The organism is Fictibacillus arsenicus (assembly GCF_001642935.1).
GTDB classification, from domain to species: domain Bacteria; phylum Bacillota; class Bacilli; order Bacillales; family Fictibacillaceae; genus Fictibacillus; species Fictibacillus arsenicus_B.
Window position 1 is genome coordinate 2,084,083 of record NZ_CP016761.1, and the last position, 23,195, is coordinate 2,107,277.

A 23,195-nucleotide genomic window follows, 5' to 3' on the forward strand; every position below is an offset into this window, starting at 1 on the left:
GAGATATGCAAATAAATTGAAATATGTTAATACAATTATTTTTTTAGACAGGATGATTTTTATGATTGTAACAACAGCAGGGAAAAATGCAGAAAGAATTTATGAAAAAGCTAAAGAAACTGCACGTTTATTAAATAGCTCTTTTGTAGATAGAGGCCGCCATTCTATTTCTTCAATTATTGAAAAATATAATGATAATGTTCTAATGATCGGAATAGATAAAATTTCTTATCATCCAAAAGATGGAAGCTCTCCTTTCTTCTTTCATCCTAACTCCTCTATGTTTAGAGTAAAGCAATTATTTAGAGGAGATAAAGATCCTTTTATTGCAGCAGCAAAACTAAAAGCTGGTATGTCATTACTGGACTGTACCCTTGGACTCGGTTCTGATTCTATTGTTGCAAGTTTAGTAGCCGGTGAAAATGGAAAAGTGACTGGGATTGAGAGCAGCAAGGCTATTTCATTTGTTGTACAGAGCGGCTTGAAAATATGGGATAGCAGTATAAAAGATATGAATGATGCCATGCGCCGTATTGAAGTCATTCATAGTGATCATTATGAATTCTTAAAAAAAGCAGCAGATAACTGTTTTGATGTAGTATATTTTGATCCCATGTTTGAATCGAGTATCCAATCACCAGGAATTCAAGGTTTAAAAGGAAGTGCTGATTATCGTGTGATCACACCTGAAGTTATAGAAGAAGCTTTACGAGTGGCGTCACAGCGAGTAGTGATGAAAGACAGCAGAAACAGCAGTAAATTTGAAGAGCTTGGATTCAATGTAATTCAGCGCAACGCCAGCTTTTTATATGGAGTAATTGAGAAGAAAAAATAAATCAGAGGTGATAGAATGATTGATTTAAGAAGCGATACACTGACACAGCCAACAAAAAGAATGAGACAAGCTATTTTTGAAGCAACGGTAGGGGATGATGTTTACGGTGAGGACCCTACAATAAACAGGTTAGAAGAACTGGCAGCTGAAATGCTTGGTAAGGAAGACGCACTATTTGTTACAAGCGGAACGCAAGGAAATCAATTAGCTGTTCTTGGCTTTTGTTCACCAGGCGATGAAATTATCGTAGAATCCGAGTCTCATATTTTCTTTTATGAAGGAGGGGCTATTTCAGCTTTAGCTGGAGTGCAACCCCGTGTAATACAGGGGATAAAAGGGGCAATGGATCCAAACGAAGTTAAGAGCGCAATCCGGTCAGAAGATATTCATTTTCCTGATACTTCATTAATCTGTCTTGAAAACACACATAACCGGTCGGGAGGCTCAATTGTTTCTACAGAGAATATGAAAGATATCTTTCAGGTTGCCCAAAAGGCATCTATACCTGTACATATAGATGGTGCAAGGTTATTTAATGCTGCAGTGGCATCTAATAAAAAGGTGACCGACTATACACAATATTGTGATTCAGTTCAGATTTGTTTATCAAAAGGTTTAGGTTCTCCGGTTGGATCCCTCTTGGCAGGAAAAAAAGAGGTGATTCAAAAAGCTAGAAAATGGAGAAAACGATTAGGCGGCGGTTTGAGACAGGCAGGCTTTTTAGCAGCCAGCGGTATAATTTCTTTAACCGAAATGGTAGACCGATTAGCTGAAGATCATGAAAAAGCAATGAGACTAGCTGATGCTATTGAAGATATTAGCGGACTTTCATTAAAAAATAGACCAGACACCAACATCGTTATTGTAAATATTGAAGAGACTCAGAAATCTAATGAAGAATTTTTAGATGATCTAAAAAGAGAAGGCGTTCTTGCTGTATCTTTTGGAGAAGGTCAAATACGATTAACAACTCATTACGATGTGAGTTTAGAAGATATTGACCAAGCAATCTCTGCATTAAAGAAAATCGTTTAAACATAAAGTTTCTTTTCTAAAAGCTCTTCTCTAAAAGATTGTTGCCCATTGGGTCATTTTTCCATTCTCTTCATTGGCAAATTGATTGGAGAGGAAGGTGCGAGACTCCTCGAAAATGAAAATCAACATTTTCTTCGTGCGAAGTAACGCTGTCGAAGCCTTCCTTGTCCTGCGGGAGCAGCGGGACAGGTGAGACTCCTAAGGGCGCAAAGCGCCGAGGAGGCTCACCGCACGCCCCGCGGAAAGCGAGCATTCTGGAGCGTAAATCAACTCCTTTCAAGAGCAATTAAGGTTTGCGAAAACAGTCTTTCTAAAAGGTCGTTTCACTATTTTGTTCGGTTAGCTTTGATTTTTGTACGGTTATCCTGCATATTTGTTTAGTTCCAAATTCATTTGTTCTATTCACGAAGATTTAGCAGCTAAAATCCAACGTGCGAGCTTCAAATAGGAGCATCCAAAATAAAAACCGGGGATTTTCCCCGGGTTTTTTTATTTGAATTCAATTGGTTTACGCTTTTGGGTGACTTTTTCATATGCATATGCAATCTCTATCAGTTTTTTCTCTGAGAATGCTTCGGCAGTCAAAATGATGCTTAGCGGCAATCCATCAACATCGAATCCAGAAGGTACTGAGATCGAAGGGTAGCCAGCTTTTGCAGGAATTCCATACCAAACATCGTTAGGACTGATAAGTGCATCAAGCTGATTTTCACTTATTACTAAATCAATTCCCATATTTTGTGAATTCTCTAAATCATTCAATCTAGATTTTAAGTAATCAGGGCTTGTTAATGTTCCTACTGTCTGGTCACTCTCAATCAATAATTCTTGATTATGTTTCAGACAATCTTCTTTATGTTTTTCGTTATAGGTAATGATATCTGATAACGTCTTTAAGCCAAGGGCAGGAGACACAGTCTTCAAGTAATTATTGATGCCTGATTTAAATTCGTGCAATAAAACATTATAATCAAACCTGCTTTTTTCTAATGGAGAAATTAGATCCAAATAAATAATCTCTGCTCCTTCTTTTTTTAGGTCAAAAAGAGCTTGGTCAAAAGCCGATTTTTGATTTTCATTTAAGTTTTTAATGCAAAAATCATACGTTACACCGAATCGTTTCCCTTTAAGTGATACCTTTGCAAGTCCATCTGTATAGGAGATGGCCGAGGGTGCACAATGTGTGGCAGAATCATCAGAGTCATAACCTGCTAAAATTTCCAGCAAAACAGCAGCATCTTTAACGTTTCTTGCCATTGGACCAGCTGTATCCTGACTAATAGAAATAGGGATAATTCCTGATCTTGAAACTAGACCTACTGTAGGTTTTATCCCAACAATATTGTTATTTCCTGCAGGGCAAAGAATGGAGCCTGAAGTTTCAGTTCCAACTGCAAGCATTGTAAAATTGCAAGCTACTGCTGCTCCTGATCCCGAACTCGAACCACTTACATCAAGGACACCGGGACCATAAGGGTTTAACACTTGTCCGCCTCTTGAACTGAAGCCATTCGGCATATTATAAGCCATGAAGTTTGCCCATTCTGTCATATTTGCTTTACCTAGAATTATTGCACCAGCATTTCTAAGTTTTTGAACAATAAATGCATCCTTCTTTGCGTAGTGATTTTGAAGGGCTAATGACCCAGCACTTGTATGCATTTGATCGGCAGTATCGATATTATCTTTAATAATCACAGGGACACCATGTAAAGGACCGCGAACTTTACCGTTTTTTCGCTCTGCATCCATATTGCGGGCAATGAAAAGAGCCTCTGGATTTACCTCAAGAACAGAATTAATAGAAGGACCAGCTTTGTCGTACATGGCTATTCGTTTCAAATAGTGTTTAATCAGTTCGAATGATGTCAATTCCTCATTTTCATAATAAGTATGTAACTGGTCAAGCGTCATTTCTTCAATTTGCAACAGGTTTATTTGGGACATTTTGCCGCTTCCTCTCTTATTTACTCATTACTTATTATATAAAACTGTCGCAAAAAAAGGAAATTTCATATTATTGCTAGAATACATAAAAGAAGGCCCGCATCATGCAGACCTTTAAGAGAATAAGCCGAATTGGTGTATCAGTCTTCTATTGAGATTTTCATTGGTGTCCATTCCCCAATGATACCTTGTCCATGAAGGGAAGTGCTTCCTTCAGGAGATAAGTCTTTTTCTGTCATTAAACCAAGTGCAACTGTAAATTCATTAAACTTAATCGGAACATTTTTCTCAATTCGCACTTCATCACCATTTACCGAAAAAATAATTTCATCGGCTGCACGGTTATAAGCAATCTCATACTCATTCCATTCTCTTTGTTTAAATGCAGATTCTTCTTTAAAGATACAAAAATATCTTGTTTTATTCGTATCAGGAACTTGTACACCCGGAAAAGGGAGGACAGCATAAACACTGGCATACTGGTCATTGCCAGCAAAGAAATCAAGCGCTGCACCCGTTGTGAAATCTAATAAGTTTACAGAAACAAATCCATCATATAAATCACCAGGATTCGCACCGATAGGGCGAGAACGCATTTTCCACTTAAATGTGATGCTTCCTTCTTCAGGAACTTTCACTGGTTCTTTAGAGTAATACATGTGCTTTGCATTATCTAAAAATTGGACAGAAGGGTGGGTTTTAGTAAATGGATTAACTCTGACATATAGTTCATCATTTCTTACAATTACAACTGCTTCCGGCTCTCTAAACTCATGGAAAGATCCATCAGGAAGAGGGAAACCTCCCATTTTCCATGTATCAGATTCCGATAGTATGGAATGAAAATTACCCAGTACAATTTCACTTTGAAGTTTTTTCATTAAACACAGCTCCTAGTTATTTGCTTTATAAAGTTATTTAATCAAATAAAAAGTTTTGAGGCAAATGCTGGCTGTTCTATTAATACCCGTCCATAAAAAAGCTAGATTTATTACATGGACAAGTATATTTCAGAAAAAACTGAATAATAATGGTATTAAGAGCTCGCAAATTAAAGGAGGGTGTTTCTCTATGAAAACTGTATCTCATATTAATTTACGAAAAGAAAAGGAAAAAACGTTCACTTGTGATGATAGAATCATGTTGTTTATTACGAAATTTCATTTAAAAGCCAAAAGGGACAAATGGTTAACATTGAGGCTGCTTCTTAGAAAAGGTTCAGCAGATCTCGTAGAACAAATTTTAATCAGTTCAGAATACAGAAGAGATTTCCCTGAACTGCTTGAAGATGAAACTGTCAGAGATTTTTACTTGGACTTAAAGAATCCAAAAAAAGAAATGTGTCTTACCATTTAGCCTTTTGGGAAACCAAAAGGTTTTCTTCTTGCCATTTTTAGTGTGCATGGATACCTTCATTTGTTATAATACTGACAAGAATATGAAGGAGCATGATTTATGAAACGTTATACATTAGAAGAAGCGAATCAACTGCTGCCAATACTGTCAAAGGAATTTGATTCTCTGCATAACCTGCAAAGAGAATTCGATCTTTGGTATGAATCCTTTCAGCAGGTCGAGCCGCATTTAAATGCTGATGAAAAAGCAGAATGGGAAAAAAGAATTCAATATATGGAATTGGAAGCTGAAATTTTCATCTCAAATATTCTTTCTCATGGTGTATGGTTTGAAGATGCATTTTCATCTACACTTCATTTTCCCGCAATCTTAAATGGAGAAAAAGGTATTTTCAAATGGCATCCAGAGGAACCGTTAATAACCGTATATCAAAGTGCTGAAGAAAAAATTACTCCATTGAACTTAGTAAATTAAGGTAACCCTATTTAATAGTTGTAAAAAAAGCTTGTTTTATTTCTGTTTATTGTTTATGATATTAATCGTGACGGTAATTAGCGCCTATAGTGAAATGGATATCACACGAGATTTCGGCTCTCGTATTCTGGGTTCGAATCCTGGTGGGCGCGCCACTTTCCAATTGAATATCTGATTATCGGTAAATCCGGTACTCACCACGGGGAATGGTAATTTGGACCGGTGGTTTTTTATTTGGCGTCATAAATAAACTAACGTTGCAGGTTGGTGATTATTAATGTCAGAAAAAATGAGAGTACTTTTGTATTATAAGTATGTACCGATTGATGATCCGGAAAGCTTTAAAGACGAACATTTAAAGTTTTGCAAGGATTTAGGACTTCTCGGACGAATTATTGTTGCGCCAGAAGGGATCAACGGAACAGTTTCAGGTACATTTGAACAAACACAAATCTATATGGATTATCTAAAAGCAGATCCTCGCTTTGAAGATATTGTCTTTAAGATAGATGAAGTTGAAGGACATACATTTAAAAAAATGTTTGTGCGTCATAAAAAGGAACTTGTAACTTGGCGTTTCGAAGAAGATGTGAATCCGAATCAGCTTTCGGGTAAACGATTGTCGCCAAAAGAGTTTTATGAAGCTCTTCAAGATGAAGATGTTATCGTAATTGATGGTCGTAATGACTATGAATATGAAATCGGCCATTTCAAAGGTGCGATTAAACCTGATGTAAAAGCTTCACGCGATTTCCCAAAATGGGTCCGTGAAAACTTAAGTGAATTTAAAGATAAGAAAGTATTAACATATTGCACAGGAGGAATCCGGTGCGAAAAGTTCTCAGGATTCTTATTGCAAGAAGGCTTTAAGGATGTTTCACAGCTTGAAGGCGGTATCGTAACTTATGGAAAAGATCCTGAAGTACAAGGACGATACTGGAACGGTAAATGTTATGTTTTTGACGAGCGGATCTCAGTGCCAATTAATCGTACTGAAGAAGATGTAGTGATCTCTAGTTGTTATTATTGCGGCAAAACAGAAGATCGATACGTAAACTGCGCAAATCCAGAGTGCAATAAACAGCATGTGTGCTGTACGGATTGTGAAGTTAAACATAAACGTTCATGTACAAAGGAATGTTTGGAGCATCCTCGAAATCGATACGAAACAGAAAGTAAAGAACAACAGAGCGTTTAAACAAGAGCCAGTAAATATACTGGCTTTTTCTTTTTGCCTGTTTTAAAGTTAACTTTAACAACTAGTACTAGGGGGAACAAATGTGAACCGTGCAAATGAAATTTCTGAAAAAGTAATCAGTAATTATCAAAAAGATGAGGGAATGATGATAATTATTTATGCCCAGTGGTGCGTAAATAACGGACTTGATCCAAAAGCTGTGTATTTAAAAGCCTATCCTGAACAGGGGAATAATGAATATGTAATGCATATGCTTGAGCAGACTGTAACTAAAGAAGAGGCAGAGGATATTGCTAATGAAACGCTTCTGCAGGTTTTATCTTTATTTGGGAACGAGGACCTAGCTTTCACTGTATCAAAAGAGATAGATGCATTGGAGGCGAAAAAGAATGACAGGACATAAAAAGCTAGTGCTTGCCAGTTATAAAACAGGACAATATATAGGTGAGGCAGAAGATGAAAGAAACCAAATGGTACTCTTAAAAGTTCTGGCAGTTGTATCTCATCCTTGGCAAGGCGACCTTCATAATCCAAAGAAAGCTGACGTTCCATTTTTTCAGGAAAGAAGAGCTTTAAGCTTTGGAGAAAGAGCATGGGTGCCAATTCATACTATTAAAGAATTTGATGGGAATCCTCCTGAATACAAAGAATCTTTAAGAACAGCTTTAAGCAATTACATAAATAAACTTAAAGAAGATAATAGTGACTGGGCTAAACGTTCACTGGAATGTCTTTATCAATTAGAAAAAGATTATAAAATTTGATTAAGAAACTTTAAATTGTGGAAATGAAATGATAATACACACATAATAAGGTGGCGATATAATTGGATTTGCAGCAGAAAATAATCGAAGAATTACTAGTAAAACCTGAAATAGATATTGAAGATGAAATAAATCAAAGAATACAGTTTTTGAAAGATTATTTAAAAAGAACAGGTGCAAAGGGTTATGTCCTGGGAATTAGCGGAGGACAGGATTCGACATTAGCAGGTAAACTAGCTCAGATCGCAATGGAACAACTGAGAGAGGAAACAGGTGAAGAATATTCATTTATTGCTGTAAGACTTCCATATGGTGTACAAAAAGATGAAAATGATGCACAATTGGCTTTAAAATTTATTAATCCTGATATTTCTCTTACGGTCAATATTAAATCAGCAGTAGATGCCTCGGTGAAAAATTTCAAAGCTGCAACTGATAAAGAATTGAATAACTTTCTTAAAGGAAATACGAAAGCCCGAGAAAGAATGAAAGTGCAATACGATATAGCTGGTGCCTATCAATGTCTTGTGATTGGAACAGACCACGCAGCAGAAGCGATTACTGGTTTCTTCACAAAACACGGTGACGGTGCATGTGACCTCGTTCCTTTATTTGGACTTAACAAGAGACAAGGCAGAGCTTTGCTGAAACAATTAGGAGCTGACGAACGCCTTTATTTAAAAGTGCCGACAGCTGATTTAGAAGATGACAAACCGCTTATTCCAGATGAAACAGCATTAGGGGTAACATATGAAGAGATCGATGATTATTTAGAAGGAAAAGAAATCTCAGCATCTTCAAAACAAAAAATTGAAAAACGATTTGTACAAACCATGCATAAACGTAATCCTCCTGCCTCAGTTCATGATACATGGTGGAAATAACATTGGACACCTGGTCTTATACCAGGTGTTTTTGTTTTAAGGATTTTAGGTTATACTTGTTTTTGGAGAAAAGGGGAAGGGGATTCTTGATTTGAGTAAAACAGCAAAAATCATTATTGTTGCAGGTGTTATATTTCTTGCTTATTTTGTATTTGATTCGATTAATCGTGAAAATACCAGAAAAGAACGTCTTAATGTGATCGATGATCATTTTAAAAAACCTTTTAAAATTGAAGAAGAACTTAAAGAGCAATATGATGAAGATTTTTTAATCGAAATGGACAATGAATTTTATATGGTAACTGTAAAAGACAATAAAGTTGTTAAGACAATTAAACAGTAATTAAAAGACCGCTGAAAAGAGCGGTTTTTTTATTTTAAAGGCTCATTTTTAAAAACGATTGTTGCTTCTGAACATTTTTTGTTGAGTATGCTTCTTTGACTAGTTGATTGGAGCGTAAGGTGCGAGACTCCTGCGAGAGCAGCGTGCCAGCTACCTGACTATTCTTCTCGCAAGGCATGCGACGAGGAAGCTCGCTTCGGCGTGATTTTCTTGTAGACGCAGGAGCAGCGCTTCAAATATCTTTCCGCGGGGCTCACCGCACGCCCCGCGGAAAGCGAGCATCCTGGAGCGGAAATCAATTTCTTCTAATAGCAACAATGTTTCCGAAATCAGCCATTTGAAAATATGTTCCATTACTAAGTTAGTAGGACATTATACTTAAATCCTTTACAAAACTTTTATATAAAAAGTTCTTTAGGAGCAATTTTCTTTACAATTGAAAATGCATGCTAACTCCTTGGCTTTCCTATGCTATGATTTTTTTGGTTTTACAAAATCATTGCAAAAAAGGGGTTTGTTTTATGAAATGGAAAAAATGTTTATCTGCTTTTGTCATAATAACATCCGTAATTTCTGTACAGTCACCGTATAATTCAACGGTTGGTGCTGCAGGAACAAGTGAAGGGCCAGTCATATCTGAAGTAGCATGGATGGGGACAACCATAGATGCAAACGATGAATGGGTTGAACTCTTTAATCCGACAAACGAGATCATACAGCTAGATGGCTGGACACTTAAAGCTTCCGACGGAACTCCATCTGTGCAGCTCACAGGCTCAATCAGCCCCGGAGAAACTTATTTGCTCGAAAGAACAGACGATTCAACAGTTCCTGGAATAACAGCCGATCAGATCTATACAGGAGCTCTCTCAAATACCGGAGAAGTTCTAGAACTAGCTGATGGAGCTAATCAAACAATTGATACTATTTCGAGCTGGTATGCGGGCGATTCTGCGTCAAGAGCGACGATGGAAAGAAAAAGCCCGTCTGTATCCGGTGATGACCCTCAGAATTGGCAAACAGCAACTGTAAACTATGACGCAGGATTTGGTACACCAGGAACAGTAAGGGGTACGTCGAACGGTCAGCCAGAACAGTTAAATAACATAAGCAATGAAGTTGGAGCCATAAATGTTTATTTTAATAAAAGTGCATTAACTCAGTTTGCGACACCTGGTAATTCCGCAAACTATAATGTGAACCTAGAAAACCGTTTAATTAACCGTATTAACGAAGCAACAGAATCTATTGATATCGCTACATATGAGATTAATCTCCCAAACGTAGTTAATGCATTAATTGAAAAAGCTGCAGCAGGTGTTACAGTTCGTATGATCGCTGATGCAAAGCCATTAAGTGATGCTGAGCATGATGCAAGATACGAACTTATGAAACTTTATTTAGAGAAATTAACTAGAGGAAAAGACGGAGCAGTTAACACTGCTGATGATATTCATATTTTTTCAGATTCAATAATCTTTGCCGTAGAGGATTCCGCGAAACGATCTCAGTATAACCTGTCTCAAACCGGTTATCAGGATTTCACACAGCGTACAGTAAATGTGGGAAGCGGCAGTCAAACAGGACACATGCTTGTCGATGGGGAGTCCAAAGATTCAAATGCTTATTATTCACCCGATGATCAAATGCATAATAAATATCTGATTATTGATGGGAAATGGGTATTTACAGGAAGCTGGAACTTTACCACTACAGGTCTTTACGGTACAGATGAGAACAGAGAGTCAGGCATCTTAGATGGAAACTCCAATCATTCAATTGAATTGCATTCAACTGAACTCTCAGCCATATATAAGACTGAATTTGATGAAATGTGGGGAAGTGCAGATGTAAACCCAAATCCTGCAGTTTCTAACTTTGGATCTCGCAAAACTGATAATACCCCGCACCAAGTTACAGTAGGGGGCAAAGTGATAGAAGTATATTTCTCTCCTGGTGATAATGCAGTTCCTAAAATGAATGAGACTATAGAATCATCAGCTGATCAAAATACGTATTTTAGTATATTTGCATGGTCCGATCAATCACTTGTTGATACGCTGAAAGTGAAATGGGAAGGATCTCCTCATGATATGGAAGGTACACTGACTGGCTTTGATATCAAAGGGGTTTTTGATGATTCATTCTGGAATATGTGGTGGTCAGCATCTGTGGATATGACAGGAAGAACTGCTTCACAAACGAGTACAAACAATCCAAATACACGCTGGAAAAATCCTGCTCCGGTTTATATGGATAAGGAATCAAGAAAACTTCATCATAAATACTTTATCATTGATGCTGATACTTCCAGTGACCCGTTAGTTATTACAGGTTCTACAAACTGGAGTACAAACGGAAACGATGTAAATGACGAAAATGCATTATGGATTCATGACTTATCTATTACGAATCAATTCAAACAAGAATTTATGGCTAGATATGAACAAGCCGGCGGTGCTATTCAATAAAATATAAATTTGTAATAAAGTGACTCTTGAAGGGAGTCACTTTTTCATTTACAGTAGATGAAAGCTCAATTGCATACATACTATATAGATGAGGTGGTTAATATATGGAAAATTCATACGTTTTATATCACGATCAGATAATTAAAAGTGGTTCAATACCTGTAGATCCTGAAGATAGAGGCTACTTATTCGGTGATGGTATTTATGAGGTTGTTTTTGTATATGACAGAAAACCCTTTGCATTTAATGAGCATTTTGACCGGTTTGAGCAAAGCGCAAAAAAATTAGAACTTGCAATGCCATATGATATTGCAACTTTCAAACATCTAACAGAAGAATTAATTACTAAAAATAATATTGTGAACGGAATGGTTTATATTCAAATGACAAGAGGGGTTGCACCTCGCAATCACTTGTATGAACGTAATATGCAGAGTGTAGTTACAGGATTTGCTAAGTCCGTTTCTTTAGATTCCATTGAAAAGTCTCAGTCCAATGGAATTCAAACATATCTGACAGAAGATATTCGATGGCTGCGCTGTGATATTAAAAGTTTAAATTTACTTGGTAATGTAATGGCAAAAAGAAAAGCTGCAGATTTTGACTGTCAGGAAGCTATACAGCACAGGGATGGGACAGTTACTGAAGGTTCATCATCCAATGTTTTTATAGTGAAAAATGGTACGCTTAAAACTCATCCTGCTACAAATCTTATTTTGAATGGCATCACTCGGCAAATCGTTATTAACCTTGCTGAAAAGCTTCAAATTCCAGTATTGGAAGAATCCTTTACAGTTGATGAGCTTACTGGTGCAGATGAAGTATTTATTACAAGTACAACAATGGAAGTAACGCCTGTTGTCCAACTAAGAGGAAACAAAGAACAAGCTTATAAAATTGGACCTGTTACTGCAGAATTACAAAAGCAATTTAAAACTCAAATCCAACAAAATACTTCTGCAATGAAATCTTAAAAAACGTTAGAGGAAAACATGAAGACTTTACTCAAATATTTTATTAATGGTTTATTAACAATCCTTCCGATCGTGTTAGCCGTATATATAATCTATAAGATTTTCGGTTTCTTAGACAGCATTCTTGGCAATTTACTAAAGGATGTATTAAAAGAAGACTATATTCCGGGAATTGGTCTTGTTACAACCATTGTCTTAATTACAGTTTTAGGATGGATGTCTACACAGTATATTTCAGGTAAGATATTTAGACTTATTGATCGAGTACTTGAAAAAACACCATTTGTAAAAACGGTATATACAGTTATTAAGGATACTGTTCATTCACTCTTTGGTGAAAAGCGGTCTTTCTCAACAGTTGTGCTTATCGAGTATCCAGAGCTTAATATGAAAAGTGTAGGTTTTGTCACTACAGAGGACGTAAGCAGTCTAGGGGACGAACTGGCGGATCACGTAGCAGTATATATTCCACAAACCTTTCAGATTGCAGGGTTTACATTTTTAGTACCAAAGGAAAGAATAATAATTCTGGATATAAAACCTGAAGAAGCTATGAAATTTTTGCTATCTGGCGGAGTTGCAACAAAATAAACGAAGAAGCACCCTTAACATTTTAAGGGTGCATTTTTGTGTTATAAACCTTTTCATTTCATACATTGTGAATAAAGGAAGGTGTTAACATTGCGACGCTCAAAGAGAATCTATACAAAATTAACACTTATTCCGCTGCATATAATTATTCGTCCTTTTTTTACGGTAAAAAAGAAAAAGGTAATTTGGGAGCTCAATGCAAATCAAAAACAGCAATTACAACGGAAATGGAATAAAATATTTGAGTTTTCTGAAGGGCTTTCAATAACTTTTCAAAAAGACAAGGAATTAATAGAACGAATTAAAAGGGAAACTTCACTTAATAACAAAAATAATATAACAAGAACAGCTGCCTACCTTTCTTTTTATAAAAGTCACCCTGAGGTTCACTGGTCATTTTTAGCACATATGGTCTCCAGGAATGCAGGTTATTTTATGACAGATCTTAAAGGTGAATTTTTGCCTGATTTAATAGATCGTTCTGTAATTGAAGAATTATATTTCATGCTCGAAAAAGGGAACAGTATGATTTTTCAAGATGCCTATCCTCAATTACTCCTATATGAAGAAAGTAAAAGGAGAAATATCTCACTTTTTAACTTATGTAAATTCTTTAATGTTTCGTCATTTATGGAAGGTATATGGGAAATGTTTTTTGATGGCGACCGCACTCCTTTATTGCCAACGGCTCAAATAATTAATGAACAAAGCCATATCGAGAAGCATTTGATTAGAACAGAACAATTTCACAAGTTGCAAAATCAAATATCTTTTAAGCTGCAGGAGTGGCTTCACCTTTCACAAATTCTCTTTCCGGTAATGCCCATAAATAATACAATAGGGGATACCATGCAAGGGTTTGAAACAATAGAAAAACGAATAATGTTAGGACAAAACTTATACGTAATGCTCTTTCAGCATAACAACTTTGATCCTGTTTATAATTTCGCAGAAAATAATCAACATACTGGCTCTCGTTCTGATTATGATTCTGTTGTTTTTGCAGCATCTAAAAAGCAGAACACTGGATCGCCAAAAGAAAAGTTATCTCTTTTTAAAACAAAAAAAAATCAAAGACTATACAGTCCTAAACTTGAGGCAGTGTGGAACAAAAACTTTCATGGACCTTTTCATTCTTCTGATTGGTTCTCTAATCCACAAAAAATAATTTCTCAGATCAGATTAGTCTCAAAACCTTCTTCTCAAATCTGGATGGCTTATTGGGCAGGGCTTCATCAAATAGAAACTGTATATCTTTTGATACAATATTACCGATTAATCAAAAAAAAATAGAGGCCTTTAAAAAGGGCTCTATTTAAATAAAGAAAGTATGTTTCCCATTTGCTGAGCTAAACCCATAACTTGGTTCGCTCCACCCATCATTTTGCCAAAATTAAATCCTGAGCCTTGTGTGTTTGGATACATAGATGCATTCTGCTGACTGCCCTGTTGAGGATTAAATGGCATACCCTGCATCATTGGATGGGGGGCTAATCCAGGCGGCATCATTGGCGGCATATATTGCATGTGCGGCTGTACGAATCCTTGTGTATATTGCTGCGGCATTGTTGGAGCAGGAGCTGCTGGAGCATAAGGAGGTCTGTCAGGGATGTTATGGCTTTGGGAGAATACTTTTGAAGAAGGAGTGGAAAAAGGATCATATCCGCCATATGGGAACATTCTCACAGAATTCTCTTTCAAAAAAAATCACCTCAAAATAGTTTCTATATATATATATTCAACTATACAAAAAGCGACATAACCCTTAGGAGGAACTGATTAAAACGCCCTGTCCAAATTTCACCATTGATAGCCTTTCTAAATGATTTGTAAAATTCAAGCATCCTAAAGCGTAATCGAGACTCAAAAAAGGCTGTTTAAGCAATCTTTGATGCCTTTGAAAGTAGTCGATTTCCGCTCCAGGATGCTCGCTTTCCACGGGGCGGGCGGTGAGCCTCCTCGCACTTTGCGCCTTTAGGAGTCTCACCTGTCCCACTCGTCCCGTAGGAGTCTCGCACCTTGCACTCCAATCAACTTGCACAAGGATGCTCATTAAAAAAATGATCCAAAAGCAACAATCTTTAAGAAAAGAGCGAAAAAAACACAAAGCCATAAGTGACTTTGTGTTTTACCCGCCGAAAGCGAGCATCGAAATCAACATCTACAAAAGCGACATTGTTTAGGCTTATAGCACAGGCACTTTTTCAAATTCTTTACGCAATGTTTTCGAGCGCTCAGCAGCATTTTCTACAGCTGCTTCAATTGCTTTCCCGCCGCCGTTTTCGTCCAGAGCATCAAGGCCGGCTGCAGTAGTTCCGTTCGGTGAAGTAACCTTTTTGCGCAGCTCAGCAGGTGAATCATCTGATTCCATAACCATTTTACTTGCTCCGTATAAAGTCTGTGCTGCAATATCTCGAGCCATCTCGCGATCAAGTCCGTTCTCAACTGCTACATCTTCCATATGTTCTAGCAAATAGTAGAAATATGCCGGACCGCTTCCTGCGATTCCTGTGAAAACATCCATTTGTTTCTCAGAGATAATTTTTACTTTGCCAATTGCTTTCGATAATTCTTGAGCTAAATCCAAATCTTCATTTTTTACAAACTTACCAGCACTGATTCCCGTTATGGATTCTCCAATCATACTGGATGTATTAGGCATAACACGGATTACTGGGAGGTGTTTGCCGATTATCTCTTCAATGAATGGTGTTGATATTCCAGCAAGAACTGATAAAATCACATGGTGGTGGTCTTGCAGATTCGGCTTTAGTTGCTGCAGAACCTCTTCTGCTTGTTTTGGTTTTACCGCAAGAATAATCACATCTGTATTCTTTAATGAAAGCTCATTAAAAGAAACAGCTTGGATGTCGTACTTGTTAATTAGTTCAGATCTTCTTTCAACATTAGAATGATTTGCTGCTGTAATCCTTTCAGGTGAGATACCAGCTTTGTTAATAAGACCTGATATCATTGCTTCTGCCATAGATCCTGCACCAATAAAAGAAATGTTTCTGTATTTTAACATGCAACCCCTCTTTCAAAATTTTAACTGTTATTTATAAAGTACTATGTTAACATGTTCACAATTAGATGCAAGTTTATCTGTTCATTATTACAGGATTGTAATATGATTTTTACATTAAAACGTTTTCAGGTAGGGGAGAGACAATGAAATTTTATATCGCATCCAGCTTTAAAAATAAAGGGCTTGTTCAAAAGATGGCAAAAGATATTCAGACACAACTAGGATGGCAACATACATATGATTGGACTTTGAATGAAAGAGCGGAAACGATTGAAACACTGACAGACATAGGAGTAAAAGAATTTGAAGGAGTATTAGAATCAGATGTGGTTATCGTGATTCTGCCCGGTGGAAAAGGATGTCATACAGAAATGGGAATTGCGCTTGGCAGTAAAAAGCTCCTATTTCTATATGATCCGGACAGGATTCTAAATAACCTAAGTGATGCAGCTGCCTTCTATTTTTTACCGGAGATTAAACATTGGAACGGAGATATTAAAGTATTGAATGATACTTGTCTATGAATGAATTATTGAGCTTTTTTATAAGAATGATTTTGAAATGTTGTAATGGTTTTTTCGGCAATTCTATCATATCCTTCATCATTAGGATGGATGGAGTCATAAAGCCATTTATCAATATCTTCAGTTTGAAGTGCGTCACTTACAGGAACCACTACAGACGGCTGATGGGAAAGTGCTGTTTCATATGCAATTAAATTCCAGTCATTCAATAATTTTTCTGTTGCCGGATAATAGTTTTTCTCAGACTTCACAACATTATATAATTCATTAAGCACCAATACAGCATCCGGGTTATGTTTACGGATAAGCTCAAATATATCTTCTAAATTCTGTTCGTAGCCGGTTTTAACTTCATCATAGCTTTGAATTGCTTTAAGAGGACCTTCTTCTTTTGCGATTTGAACCAGATCATTGCCGCCAATATTAATCGAAATAATATCTGCTTTTTTTACCGATTCCTGCACGGCAGCTATTTGCAGCTGATTCAACAAACCTTGGCTGGTTGCACCAGAAATTCCTTGGTTTTCAAGAACAAAGGTTTTGTCAGTTAAGTTTTGGAGATTTGTATTTACCTTTTGAGCAAATCCGCCTTCTTCAGAACCTCTCCCTTGTGCAACGGAATCACCAAGTACTAAGTGGCTGAATGTTGATTTTGGACTGTTTATAAAGTAATCAAGATAAGTAATTTGGTGCTTATCCTTATTTTCACTTTTAATAATAACCGACGCTTCTTTAATTTGGTTTATTTTATACTGTGGATAGTAATACCACCCAGCTGTACCGATTAAGATGAATAAAAGAAGCAAGGATACGATATATCTTTTTTTCACTTTTATCCCTCCTCCTTAAATATTTTATATTAAAAGATATTAACATAAATATGCCTAGAAAGTGCAAGGTGACAATTTGACAAACGATACGCTTAAAATACCCGTTTTCATTCCTTTGATTATCGGAATAATCGCTATATCATTTTCATCTATTTTTGTGAAATGGTCAGACGCTCCTGTATCTGTCCAAGGGATGTACCGGCTTGTATTTACATTATTTTTAATGCTTCCATTTACATTGAAGCATATAAAAGCTCTTAAAAGCATTTCTTTAAGGAAATGGCTGCTGCTGCTTTTATCAGGAACATTTTTAGCTCTTCACTTCTTGTTTTGGATGGGCTCTTTAAAGTTAACAACTGTAGCAAGCTCCACTATATTGCTTTCACTGCAGCCTGTTTTTGTTATGGCAGGTGCATATTTTGCTTTTCGTGAAAAAACATCAAAACCAGCCATTATCGGAATGCTTGTTGCCATTACCGGTGCTGTCATGATTGGCTGGGGAGACATTGGTATCTCAAAACAGCACATACAAGGAGATATTTTATCCATATTAGGAACAATCGTAGTTGCTGTTCATATGCTGATTGGCCAAAAGCTCCTTAAAACGATACCCGCTGCAATTTATAGTTTTTCGGTATTTTTATCTGCAGTTATCGTTTTTGCTGGTTACAATACACTTTTACATATCCCAATGACAGGATATTCTGATAAAGATTGGGGTATATTTTTATTGCTAGCCATTGTCCCAACAGTTTTTGGACATGTTCTTTTTAATTGGCTTCTAAAATACGTAACTGCTGCAACTATCTCTATGGCAATATTAGGCGAGCCTGTAGGAGCTACATTGCTTGCGTATTTATTATTAAATGAAACATTAACTTTCTCACAATGGGCAGGTGGAGCAATCGTGCTATTAGGACTTTATTACTTTTTAAAAAATACCCGAATACTGAAGAAAGATAAACCGCCAGCTCCTATAAAAAGTCCTGTAACTGCAGGACCCATCGTAAAAAAAGGGTAATGACACTTAATCGATAAAGCCTTTTTCTATGTTTTTGTGCGACATTCTTATATGATGGAACAAATATATAAAAAGGAGTTTGATTTCATGAAGGAGTATGAGATTGCTGCTTTTGCAGGAGGCTGCTTTTGGTGCATGGTAACACCTTTTGAAGAGTGGCCAGGAATTATTAAAGTTGAATCAGGCTACACAGGAGGACATACAGAGAACCCTACGTATAAAGAAGTGTGCAGTGAAACGACAGGGCATTTTGAAGCTGTCCAAATCACTTTTGATCCATCAATCATTTCTTATGAAAAAATAGTATCTGTTTTCTGGAAGCAAATTGACCCTACAGATGCCGGAGGACAATTCTATGATCGGGGGGACTCTTATCGCACAGCTATTTTCTATCACAATGAAGATCAAAAAAATATAGCTGAACAATCCAAAGCTGAATTACAGGAGAGCGGACGATTCGATAAGCCAATTGCAACCTTAATACTGCCTGCTCAGACTTTTTATAAAGCTGAAGAATATCATCAGGATTATCATAAGAAAAATCCGTTTCATTATAAAAGATACAGACAGGGTTCTGGTCGTGACCTCTTTATAAAATCACATTGGGAGGATAAAGAGAAAAAAGAAGAAATACTGAAAACACTAAATCCGATGCAATATAACGTTACACAGAACGATGGAACAGAACCACCATTCCAAAATGAATTTTGGAATCACACTGAAGAAGGTCTATATGTCGATATTGTTTCTGGAGAACCGCTTTTCAGTTCTTTTGATAAATTTGACAGCAGCTGCGGATGGCCAAGCTTTACTAAACCAGTTCGTTCTTCGACGGTTGATGAAAAAGAGGATCTTTCTCATGGAATGATCCGCACAGAAGTCAGAAGCAAAGAAGCTGATTCACATCTCGGCCATGTTTTCACAGATGGTCCTAGAAATAAAGGCGGCCTTCGTTATTGCATAAATTCTGCTGCTCTCCGCTTTATTCCGAAAGACCAATTAAGGGAAAAGGGTTATGGAGAATACTTGACACTTTTTGAAAACAAATAAAACCAGCCGTTGGCTGGTTTTATTTGTTTTTAAGAGTTGAATAGGAGTTAGATTGTATAGATTTAAGACGGATAAATAACATGATAGCCCCAGCAGATAAACCTGAAATCAACCCGATCCAGTAGCCATACGCTTCAAATGAAGTGAAATTGGCTAAATAATACCCAACTGGCAATCCAAGTACCCAATAGGAGATGAATGACAATATAAATGTAACATTTACATCTTTATATCCTCTTAACGCACCCTGTATGGGAGCTCCTATCGCATCAGCAAGCTGGAAAAACACAGCGTACCATAAAAAAGAGGTAGTAAGCTGTATTACATCTGGTTCATTCGAATAAATGCGTGCAACTTGTTCATCAAAGGCAATAAGAAAACCTGATAAAATCAGTGCAAAACCAAGAGCTGTAAAAATTCCAATATAACCGTACTGTGCAGCATCTTTATATCGTGATGCTCCGACTTCAAATCCGACTGCTATCGTTAGAGCAAAGGAAATACTCAATGGGAGCATATAAAGAAAAGAAGCAAAATTTAAAGCAGCCTGATGAGCAGCAATTGTTACCGTATTAAAGTCACTCATCAATAAAGTAACTGCAGCAAAAATACTAACTTCAAAAAAGATTGCCAGCCCAATTGGTATTCCGATTTTCAATTGTTCCTTCCATGCAGAAAGGGAAGGCTTATAGAAATTCTTGAATAGATGATAACTTCTAAATTCGTTCAATCTCATCACAATGACAATAGTTATAATAGCTGTAATCCAATATGTTATAGAAGAAGCAACTCCGGCGCCGATTCCTCCTAGTTCAGGAAATCCAGCTTTACCAAAGACAAACAAATAATTGAAAAAGGCATTTACAGGCAATGCCAGCAGTGTAACAAACATTGAAATTCTAGTTTGGCCCAATGCATCTATAAAGGACCTTAATGCACCGTATAAAAATAAAGGCAGTATTCCAAAAGACAATGCGATTAAATATCCTCTAGCTACACGTTCGACCTCAACTTCTAATGACATTGCATTCAAAATCGGATCCAATATAAAGGACCCAAGAACAATAACAATCATTGAAATCACAACGGAAAGGTAAACTGCCTGCATGACAGCTTTAGGAACATTCTTAGTGTCTTTTGCACCTGTCAGCTGAGATACAATGGGAGTCAAAGCCATTAAGATCCCGTTTAAACCTGTAAAAACCGGTACCCAAAGACTTGTACCTATGGCAACACCTGCAAGCTGTTTCGCTCCCGCATGTCCGCTCATAACTGTGTCAAAAAAGTTCATCGCATATAGCCCAAGCTGCGTAATCAGTACAGGGACTACCAAGATGAAAAATTGCTTATATTTTTCTTTTAATGTGTGTGTTTGGAACATTTGCATACTTCCTTTGTTGTTTTAACTGACAAACAGAGCTAATGCATTATATCATATAATTATAAACACATACGTAAAGGAGCAGCTATGAGCGTTCAATTTTTATTTGAAGTTGAATCGGTTCAGCCAGGTGAGCAATCGGATGAAAAACTAGTTTTAGTATCTACAGATCTTTTATATAAAAGCAGCGGAGAAACGATCTTTAACGGAATCATACCTGTTAGAGTTAATGAACATGGGGTTTTCGTTTCTATACAAGCCATTTCTTCTGCATTTACATCCAAGTACTTACGAACTGAAACATTGTTCAGGCTGAAACGATACATTAAGAGGATGAGAGATTACTTAGATTTAGATTAAATGGAATATGTTGACTTTTTAGATTTACCCTCATATAATATGAAAAACTAAAGAACAGAACATTTATGAAAAAGAGAGTACTCTGTTTAGTTTGTTATAGAGAGCCGGGAGCGGTGGAAGCCTGGCACAACTGTCAGAAGAAGCGCACTTTGGAAATGTTTGCTTGAAAATTCCGTAGGGCAAACCGGGACATCCCGTTAACAGATCAAGCGGCCTTTTAAAGGCAACAAGAGTGGTACCGCGGTATAATCCGTCTCTTCTATTATTAGAAGAGGCGGTTTTTTATTTTGGGAGGGAAAAATATGAATGAAAAAAGAGAGTTTGCAGCTTATCTTCAACGCCATATTGGTGAAGGTCTCACTTTTGAACAAATCGTATCTTTAATCGAAAAACCGAAACAGCTGCATCAAGGCGATTTAGCATTTCCTTGTTTTCAGTTAGCAAAAATCTATAAATCTTCACCTGCTGAGATCGCTAGTAGATTATCTGCAGGCAGCCTCCCCAGTCTCTTTAGTAAGATTGAAACTGTTGGTGGTTATGTGAATGTGTTCTTGGATAAAAAATCGGCGGCAGCTAACCTGATAACTAACATATTAAAAGAACAAGAGAATTATGGCCGTCATTTGATCGGAAAAGACAAAACAATTGTGTTTGACTTGTCATCTCCAAATATTGCGAAACCTTTTTCAATGGGACACCTACGTTCAACAGTAATCGGATCCTCTTTAGCCTCTATCAGTGAAAAATGCGGTTATAAAACGGTGAAAATCAATTATATCGGAGACTGGGGTACTCAGTTTGGAAAATTAATCTCAGCTTATTTACGATGGGGAACAGAAGAAAAAGTGAAAGCCAATCCAATTCAAGAACTGACAAAACTTTATGTTCGCTTTCATGAAGAAGCAGATAATGATCCTGCATTAAACGATGAGGGAAGAAAATGGTTCAAACAGCTCGAAGATGGAGATCCACAGGCAACACAATTGTGGGTGTGGTTTAAAGATGTATCATTAAATGCATTTCAGAAGATTTATGAACTCCTTGGTGTCGAATTCGATTCGTATAACGGAGAGGCATTTTTCAACGATAAAATGGATGCTACCGTAAAAGAGCTGATGGAGAAAAAACTTCTCGAACTTTCCGACGGCGCTCAAATCGTAAATGTTGGTGAAGACATACCCCCGTGTCTGATAAAAAAAACAGATGGAGCGACACTTTATGCTACACGTGACCTGACTGCAGCAATCTATAGAAAGAACACTTACGATTTTGATCAAGCTTTTTATGTTGTAGGGCATGAACAATCTCTGCATTTTGAACAAATTAAACGAGTACTTAGTAAAATGGGATATGAATGGGCAAAAAATATGCATCATGTTCCATTCGGGCTTATTTTGCAGGACGGGAAGAAGATGAGTACACGAAAAGGAAGAACTGTTTTGCTTGAGAACGTTCTTTTAGATGCCATTCAGCTTGCTGAAAATAATATCCGAGAAAAAAATCCAGCATTACTTGAGGTGGATGAAGTCGCTCGTCAAGTTGGAGTAGGAGCAGTGATCTTTCACGACTTAAAAAATGAAAAAGGCAATGATGTTGAATTTTCTCTTGAACAGATGCTTAAGTTTGAAGGAGATACAGGACCTTACGTACAATATACAGCAGCCAGAATTCAAACGTTATTAAATAAAGGAAATTTTAATCGTCAGATGCCAGATGAATTTTCAATTGCCGAAGAGAGCTGGGAGCTTATTTCTGTTTTAAATGAGTTTCCGTTAATCGTACAAAATGCATTTTTCCGAAAAGAACCTTCTATAATATCAAAATATGTTTTAAAGTTATCGCACAAGTTCAACCATTATTATGGAAGTGTCAAAATTCTTAATAGCGATGAAACGGCAGAAAGACTTGCATTATGCGCCAGCATACAAATCGTTTTAAAAGAGGGCTTAAGATTATTAGGAATTCAGACACCTAAACAAATGTAACGGTTGAGTAACATTGAATTTTTTTTACAATATTATATAGAAGAAATAAATCTTTAAAGTCTTGAGTTTACTTGCTGGCAAATTCTTTCGATTCCGTTATATAATCTTATAACCTTAAATCTTCCGGAATCGAGGAAAAGATCT

General features: G+C 36.8%; 24 protein-coding genes, 1 tRNA gene and 1 other annotated feature. Of the genes, 19 read left to right on the top strand and 6 right to left on the bottom strand.

Features of this window, described 5'->3' with window-relative positions:
• Window positions 1-61 precede the first annotated feature (61 nt).
• Window positions 62-835 carry a class I SAM-dependent methyltransferase gene (locus ABE41_RS10825; RefSeq protein WP_066289956.1) on the top strand — a complete coding sequence of 258 codons (774 nt, stop codon included), beginning with the start codon at window positions 62-64 and terminating at the stop codon, window positions 833-835.
• Between the two features lie 15 nt (window positions 836-850).
• A complete protein-coding gene (ltaE, locus tag ABE41_RS10830; RefSeq protein WP_066289958.1) occupies window positions 851-1,870 on the top strand; it encodes a low-specificity L-threonine aldolase in 1,020 nt (339 codons plus the stop codon).
• Between the two features lie 489 nt (window positions 1,871-2,359).
• On the opposite strand, the gene ABE41_RS10835 is transcribed toward ltaE, so the two are convergent.
• Both ABE41_RS10835 and ABE41_RS10840 read right to left on the bottom strand, forming a co-directional pair.
• A complete protein-coding gene (locus ABE41_RS10835) occupies window positions 2,360-3,817 on the bottom strand; it encodes an amidase family protein (RefSeq protein ID WP_066289960.1) in 1,458 nt (485 codons plus the stop codon).
• 140 nt (window positions 3,818-3,957) lie between these two features.
• Window positions 3,958-4,698 (bottom strand): DUF6081 family protein, encoded by a 741-nt coding sequence (locus tag ABE41_RS10840; protein WP_066289961.1) that lies wholly within the window; start codon window positions 4,696-4,698, stop codon window positions 3,958-3,960.
• 190 nt (window positions 4,699-4,888) lie between these two features.
• Here ABE41_RS10840 and ABE41_RS10845 point away from each other — a divergent pair, with 190 nt between their 5' ends.
• The 12 genes from ABE41_RS10845 (at window position 4,889) to ABE41_RS10900 (ending at window position 14,165) form a co-directional block, all read left to right on the top strand.
• Window positions 4,889-5,173: a hypothetical protein gene (locus ABE41_RS10845; protein WP_066289963.1), complete on the top strand. Its 285-nt coding sequence runs from the start codon at window positions 4,889-4,891 to the stop codon at window positions 5,171-5,173.
• A 99-nt stretch (window positions 5,174-5,272) separates the two neighbouring features.
• The gene (locus ABE41_RS10850; protein ID WP_066289965.1) at window positions 5,273-5,647 is read left to right on the top strand and encodes a DUF2203 domain-containing protein; all 375 of its coding nucleotides are present in this window, start codon (window positions 5,273-5,275) and stop codon (window positions 5,645-5,647) included.
• Between the two features lie 80 nt (window positions 5,648-5,727).
• Window positions 5,728-5,802, top strand: a tRNA-Arg gene (locus ABE41_RS10855).
• Window positions 5,803-5,924: 122 nt separating this feature from the next.
• Entirely contained in the window at window positions 5,925-6,845 is a 921-nt protein-coding gene (gene trhO, locus ABE41_RS10860) for an oxygen-dependent tRNA uridine(34) hydroxylase TrhO (protein WP_066289968.1), read from the top strand.
• Between the two features lie 82 nt (window positions 6,846-6,927).
• Window positions 6,928-7,248: a hypothetical protein gene (locus ABE41_RS10865; RefSeq protein WP_066289971.1), complete on the top strand. Its 321-nt coding sequence runs from the start codon at window positions 6,928-6,930 to the stop codon at window positions 7,246-7,248.
• Window positions 7,235-7,609, top strand: coding sequence for a kinase-associated lipoprotein KapB (locus ABE41_RS10870; RefSeq protein WP_066289974.1), 375 nt, complete (start codon window positions 7,235-7,237; stop codon window positions 7,607-7,609). Before ABE41_RS10865 ends, ABE41_RS10870 begins: the two co-directional genes overlap by 14 nt.
• Before the next feature lie 68 nt (window positions 7,610-7,677).
• Entirely contained in the window at window positions 7,678-8,493 is an 816-nt protein-coding gene (nadE, locus tag ABE41_RS10875) for an NAD(+) synthase (RefSeq protein WP_066294789.1), read from the top strand.
• A 91-nt stretch (window positions 8,494-8,584) separates the two neighbouring features.
• Window positions 8,585-8,836: a hypothetical protein gene (locus tag ABE41_RS10880; protein ID WP_066289976.1), complete on the top strand. Its 252-nt coding sequence runs from the start codon at window positions 8,585-8,587 to the stop codon at window positions 8,834-8,836.
• Window positions 8,837-9,357: 521 nt separating this feature from the next.
• Entirely contained in the window at window positions 9,358-11,307 is a 1,950-nt protein-coding gene (locus ABE41_RS10885) for a phospholipase D-like domain-containing protein (RefSeq protein WP_066289978.1), read from the top strand.
• Window positions 11,308-11,411: 104 nt separating this feature from the next.
• On the top strand, window positions 11,412-12,281 hold the full coding sequence (dat, locus tag ABE41_RS10890; RefSeq protein ID WP_066289981.1) for a D-amino-acid transaminase: 870 nt from the start codon (window positions 11,412-11,414) through the stop codon (window positions 12,279-12,281).
• An 18-nt stretch (window positions 12,282-12,299) separates the two neighbouring features.
• Window positions 12,300-12,872, top strand: a complete 573-nt coding sequence (locus ABE41_RS10895) for a DUF502 domain-containing protein (protein WP_066289983.1) — start codon at window positions 12,300-12,302, stop codon at window positions 12,870-12,872.
• Between the two features lie 90 nt (window positions 12,873-12,962).
• Window positions 12,963-14,165, top strand: a complete 1,203-nt coding sequence (locus ABE41_RS10900) for a DUF2515 family protein (protein WP_066289986.1) — start codon at window positions 12,963-12,965, stop codon at window positions 14,163-14,165.
• A gap of 18 nt (window positions 14,166-14,183) precedes the next feature.
• Here ABE41_RS10900 and ABE41_RS10905 read toward each other — a convergent pair whose 3' ends face one another.
• On the bottom strand, window positions 14,184-14,573 hold the full coding sequence (locus tag ABE41_RS10905) for a hypothetical protein (RefSeq protein ID WP_066289988.1): 390 nt from the start codon (window positions 14,571-14,573) through the stop codon (window positions 14,184-14,186).
• A 484-nt stretch (window positions 14,574-15,057) separates the two neighbouring features.
• Window positions 15,058-15,900 (bottom strand): pyrroline-5-carboxylate reductase, encoded by an 843-nt coding sequence (gene proC / locus ABE41_RS10910; RefSeq protein WP_066289990.1) that lies wholly within the window; start codon window positions 15,898-15,900, stop codon window positions 15,058-15,060.
• Between the two features lie 143 nt (window positions 15,901-16,043).
• On the opposite strand from proC, the gene ABE41_RS10915 reads away from it, so the two are divergent.
• Window positions 16,044-16,424 carry a hypothetical protein gene (locus ABE41_RS10915; RefSeq protein ID WP_066289992.1) on the top strand — a complete coding sequence of 127 codons (381 nt, stop codon included), beginning with the start codon at window positions 16,044-16,046 and terminating at the stop codon, window positions 16,422-16,424.
• Between the two features lie 5 nt (window positions 16,425-16,429).
• On the opposite strand, the gene ABE41_RS10920 is transcribed toward ABE41_RS10915, so the two are convergent.
• Window positions 16,430-17,254, bottom strand: a complete 825-nt coding sequence (locus ABE41_RS10920; RefSeq protein ID WP_066289994.1) for a GDSL-type esterase/lipase family protein — start codon at window positions 17,252-17,254, stop codon at window positions 16,430-16,432.
• A 76-nt stretch (window positions 17,255-17,330) separates the two neighbouring features.
• Between ABE41_RS10920 and ABE41_RS10925 the strand changes: the two genes are divergently transcribed.
• Both ABE41_RS10925 and msrA read left to right on the top strand, forming a co-directional pair.
• Window positions 17,331-18,275: a DMT family transporter gene (locus tag ABE41_RS10925; protein ID WP_066289999.1), complete on the top strand. Its 945-nt coding sequence runs from the start codon at window positions 17,331-17,333 to the stop codon at window positions 18,273-18,275.
• Window positions 18,276-18,362: 87 nt separating this feature from the next.
• Window positions 18,363-19,325, top strand: coding sequence for a peptide-methionine (S)-S-oxide reductase MsrA (gene msrA, locus ABE41_RS10930; protein ID WP_066290001.1), 963 nt, complete (start codon window positions 18,363-18,365; stop codon window positions 19,323-19,325).
• 19 nt (window positions 19,326-19,344) lie between these two features.
• Here the strand turns inward: msrA and ABE41_RS10935 are convergent, their stop codons facing one another.
• On the bottom strand, window positions 19,345-20,706 hold the full coding sequence (locus tag ABE41_RS10935) for an MATE family efflux transporter (protein ID WP_066290002.1): 1,362 nt from the start codon (window positions 20,704-20,706) through the stop codon (window positions 19,345-19,347).
• A gap of 87 nt (window positions 20,707-20,793) precedes the next feature.
• Here ABE41_RS10935 and ABE41_RS10940 point away from each other — a divergent pair, with 87 nt between their 5' ends.
• Both ABE41_RS10940 and argS read left to right on the top strand, forming a co-directional pair.
• Window positions 20,794-21,066, top strand: a complete 273-nt coding sequence (locus tag ABE41_RS10940; protein WP_066290003.1) for a hypothetical protein — start codon at window positions 20,794-20,796, stop codon at window positions 21,064-21,066.
• 56 nt (window positions 21,067-21,122) lie between these two features.
• Window positions 21,123-21,327 (top strand) — a binding site (T-box leader).
• Window positions 21,328-21,368: 41 nt separating this feature from the next.
• Window positions 21,369-23,051, top strand: a complete 1,683-nt coding sequence (gene argS, locus ABE41_RS10945; protein ID WP_066290004.1) for an arginine--tRNA ligase — start codon at window positions 21,369-21,371, stop codon at window positions 23,049-23,051.
• Window positions 23,052-23,195 lie beyond the last annotated feature (144 nt).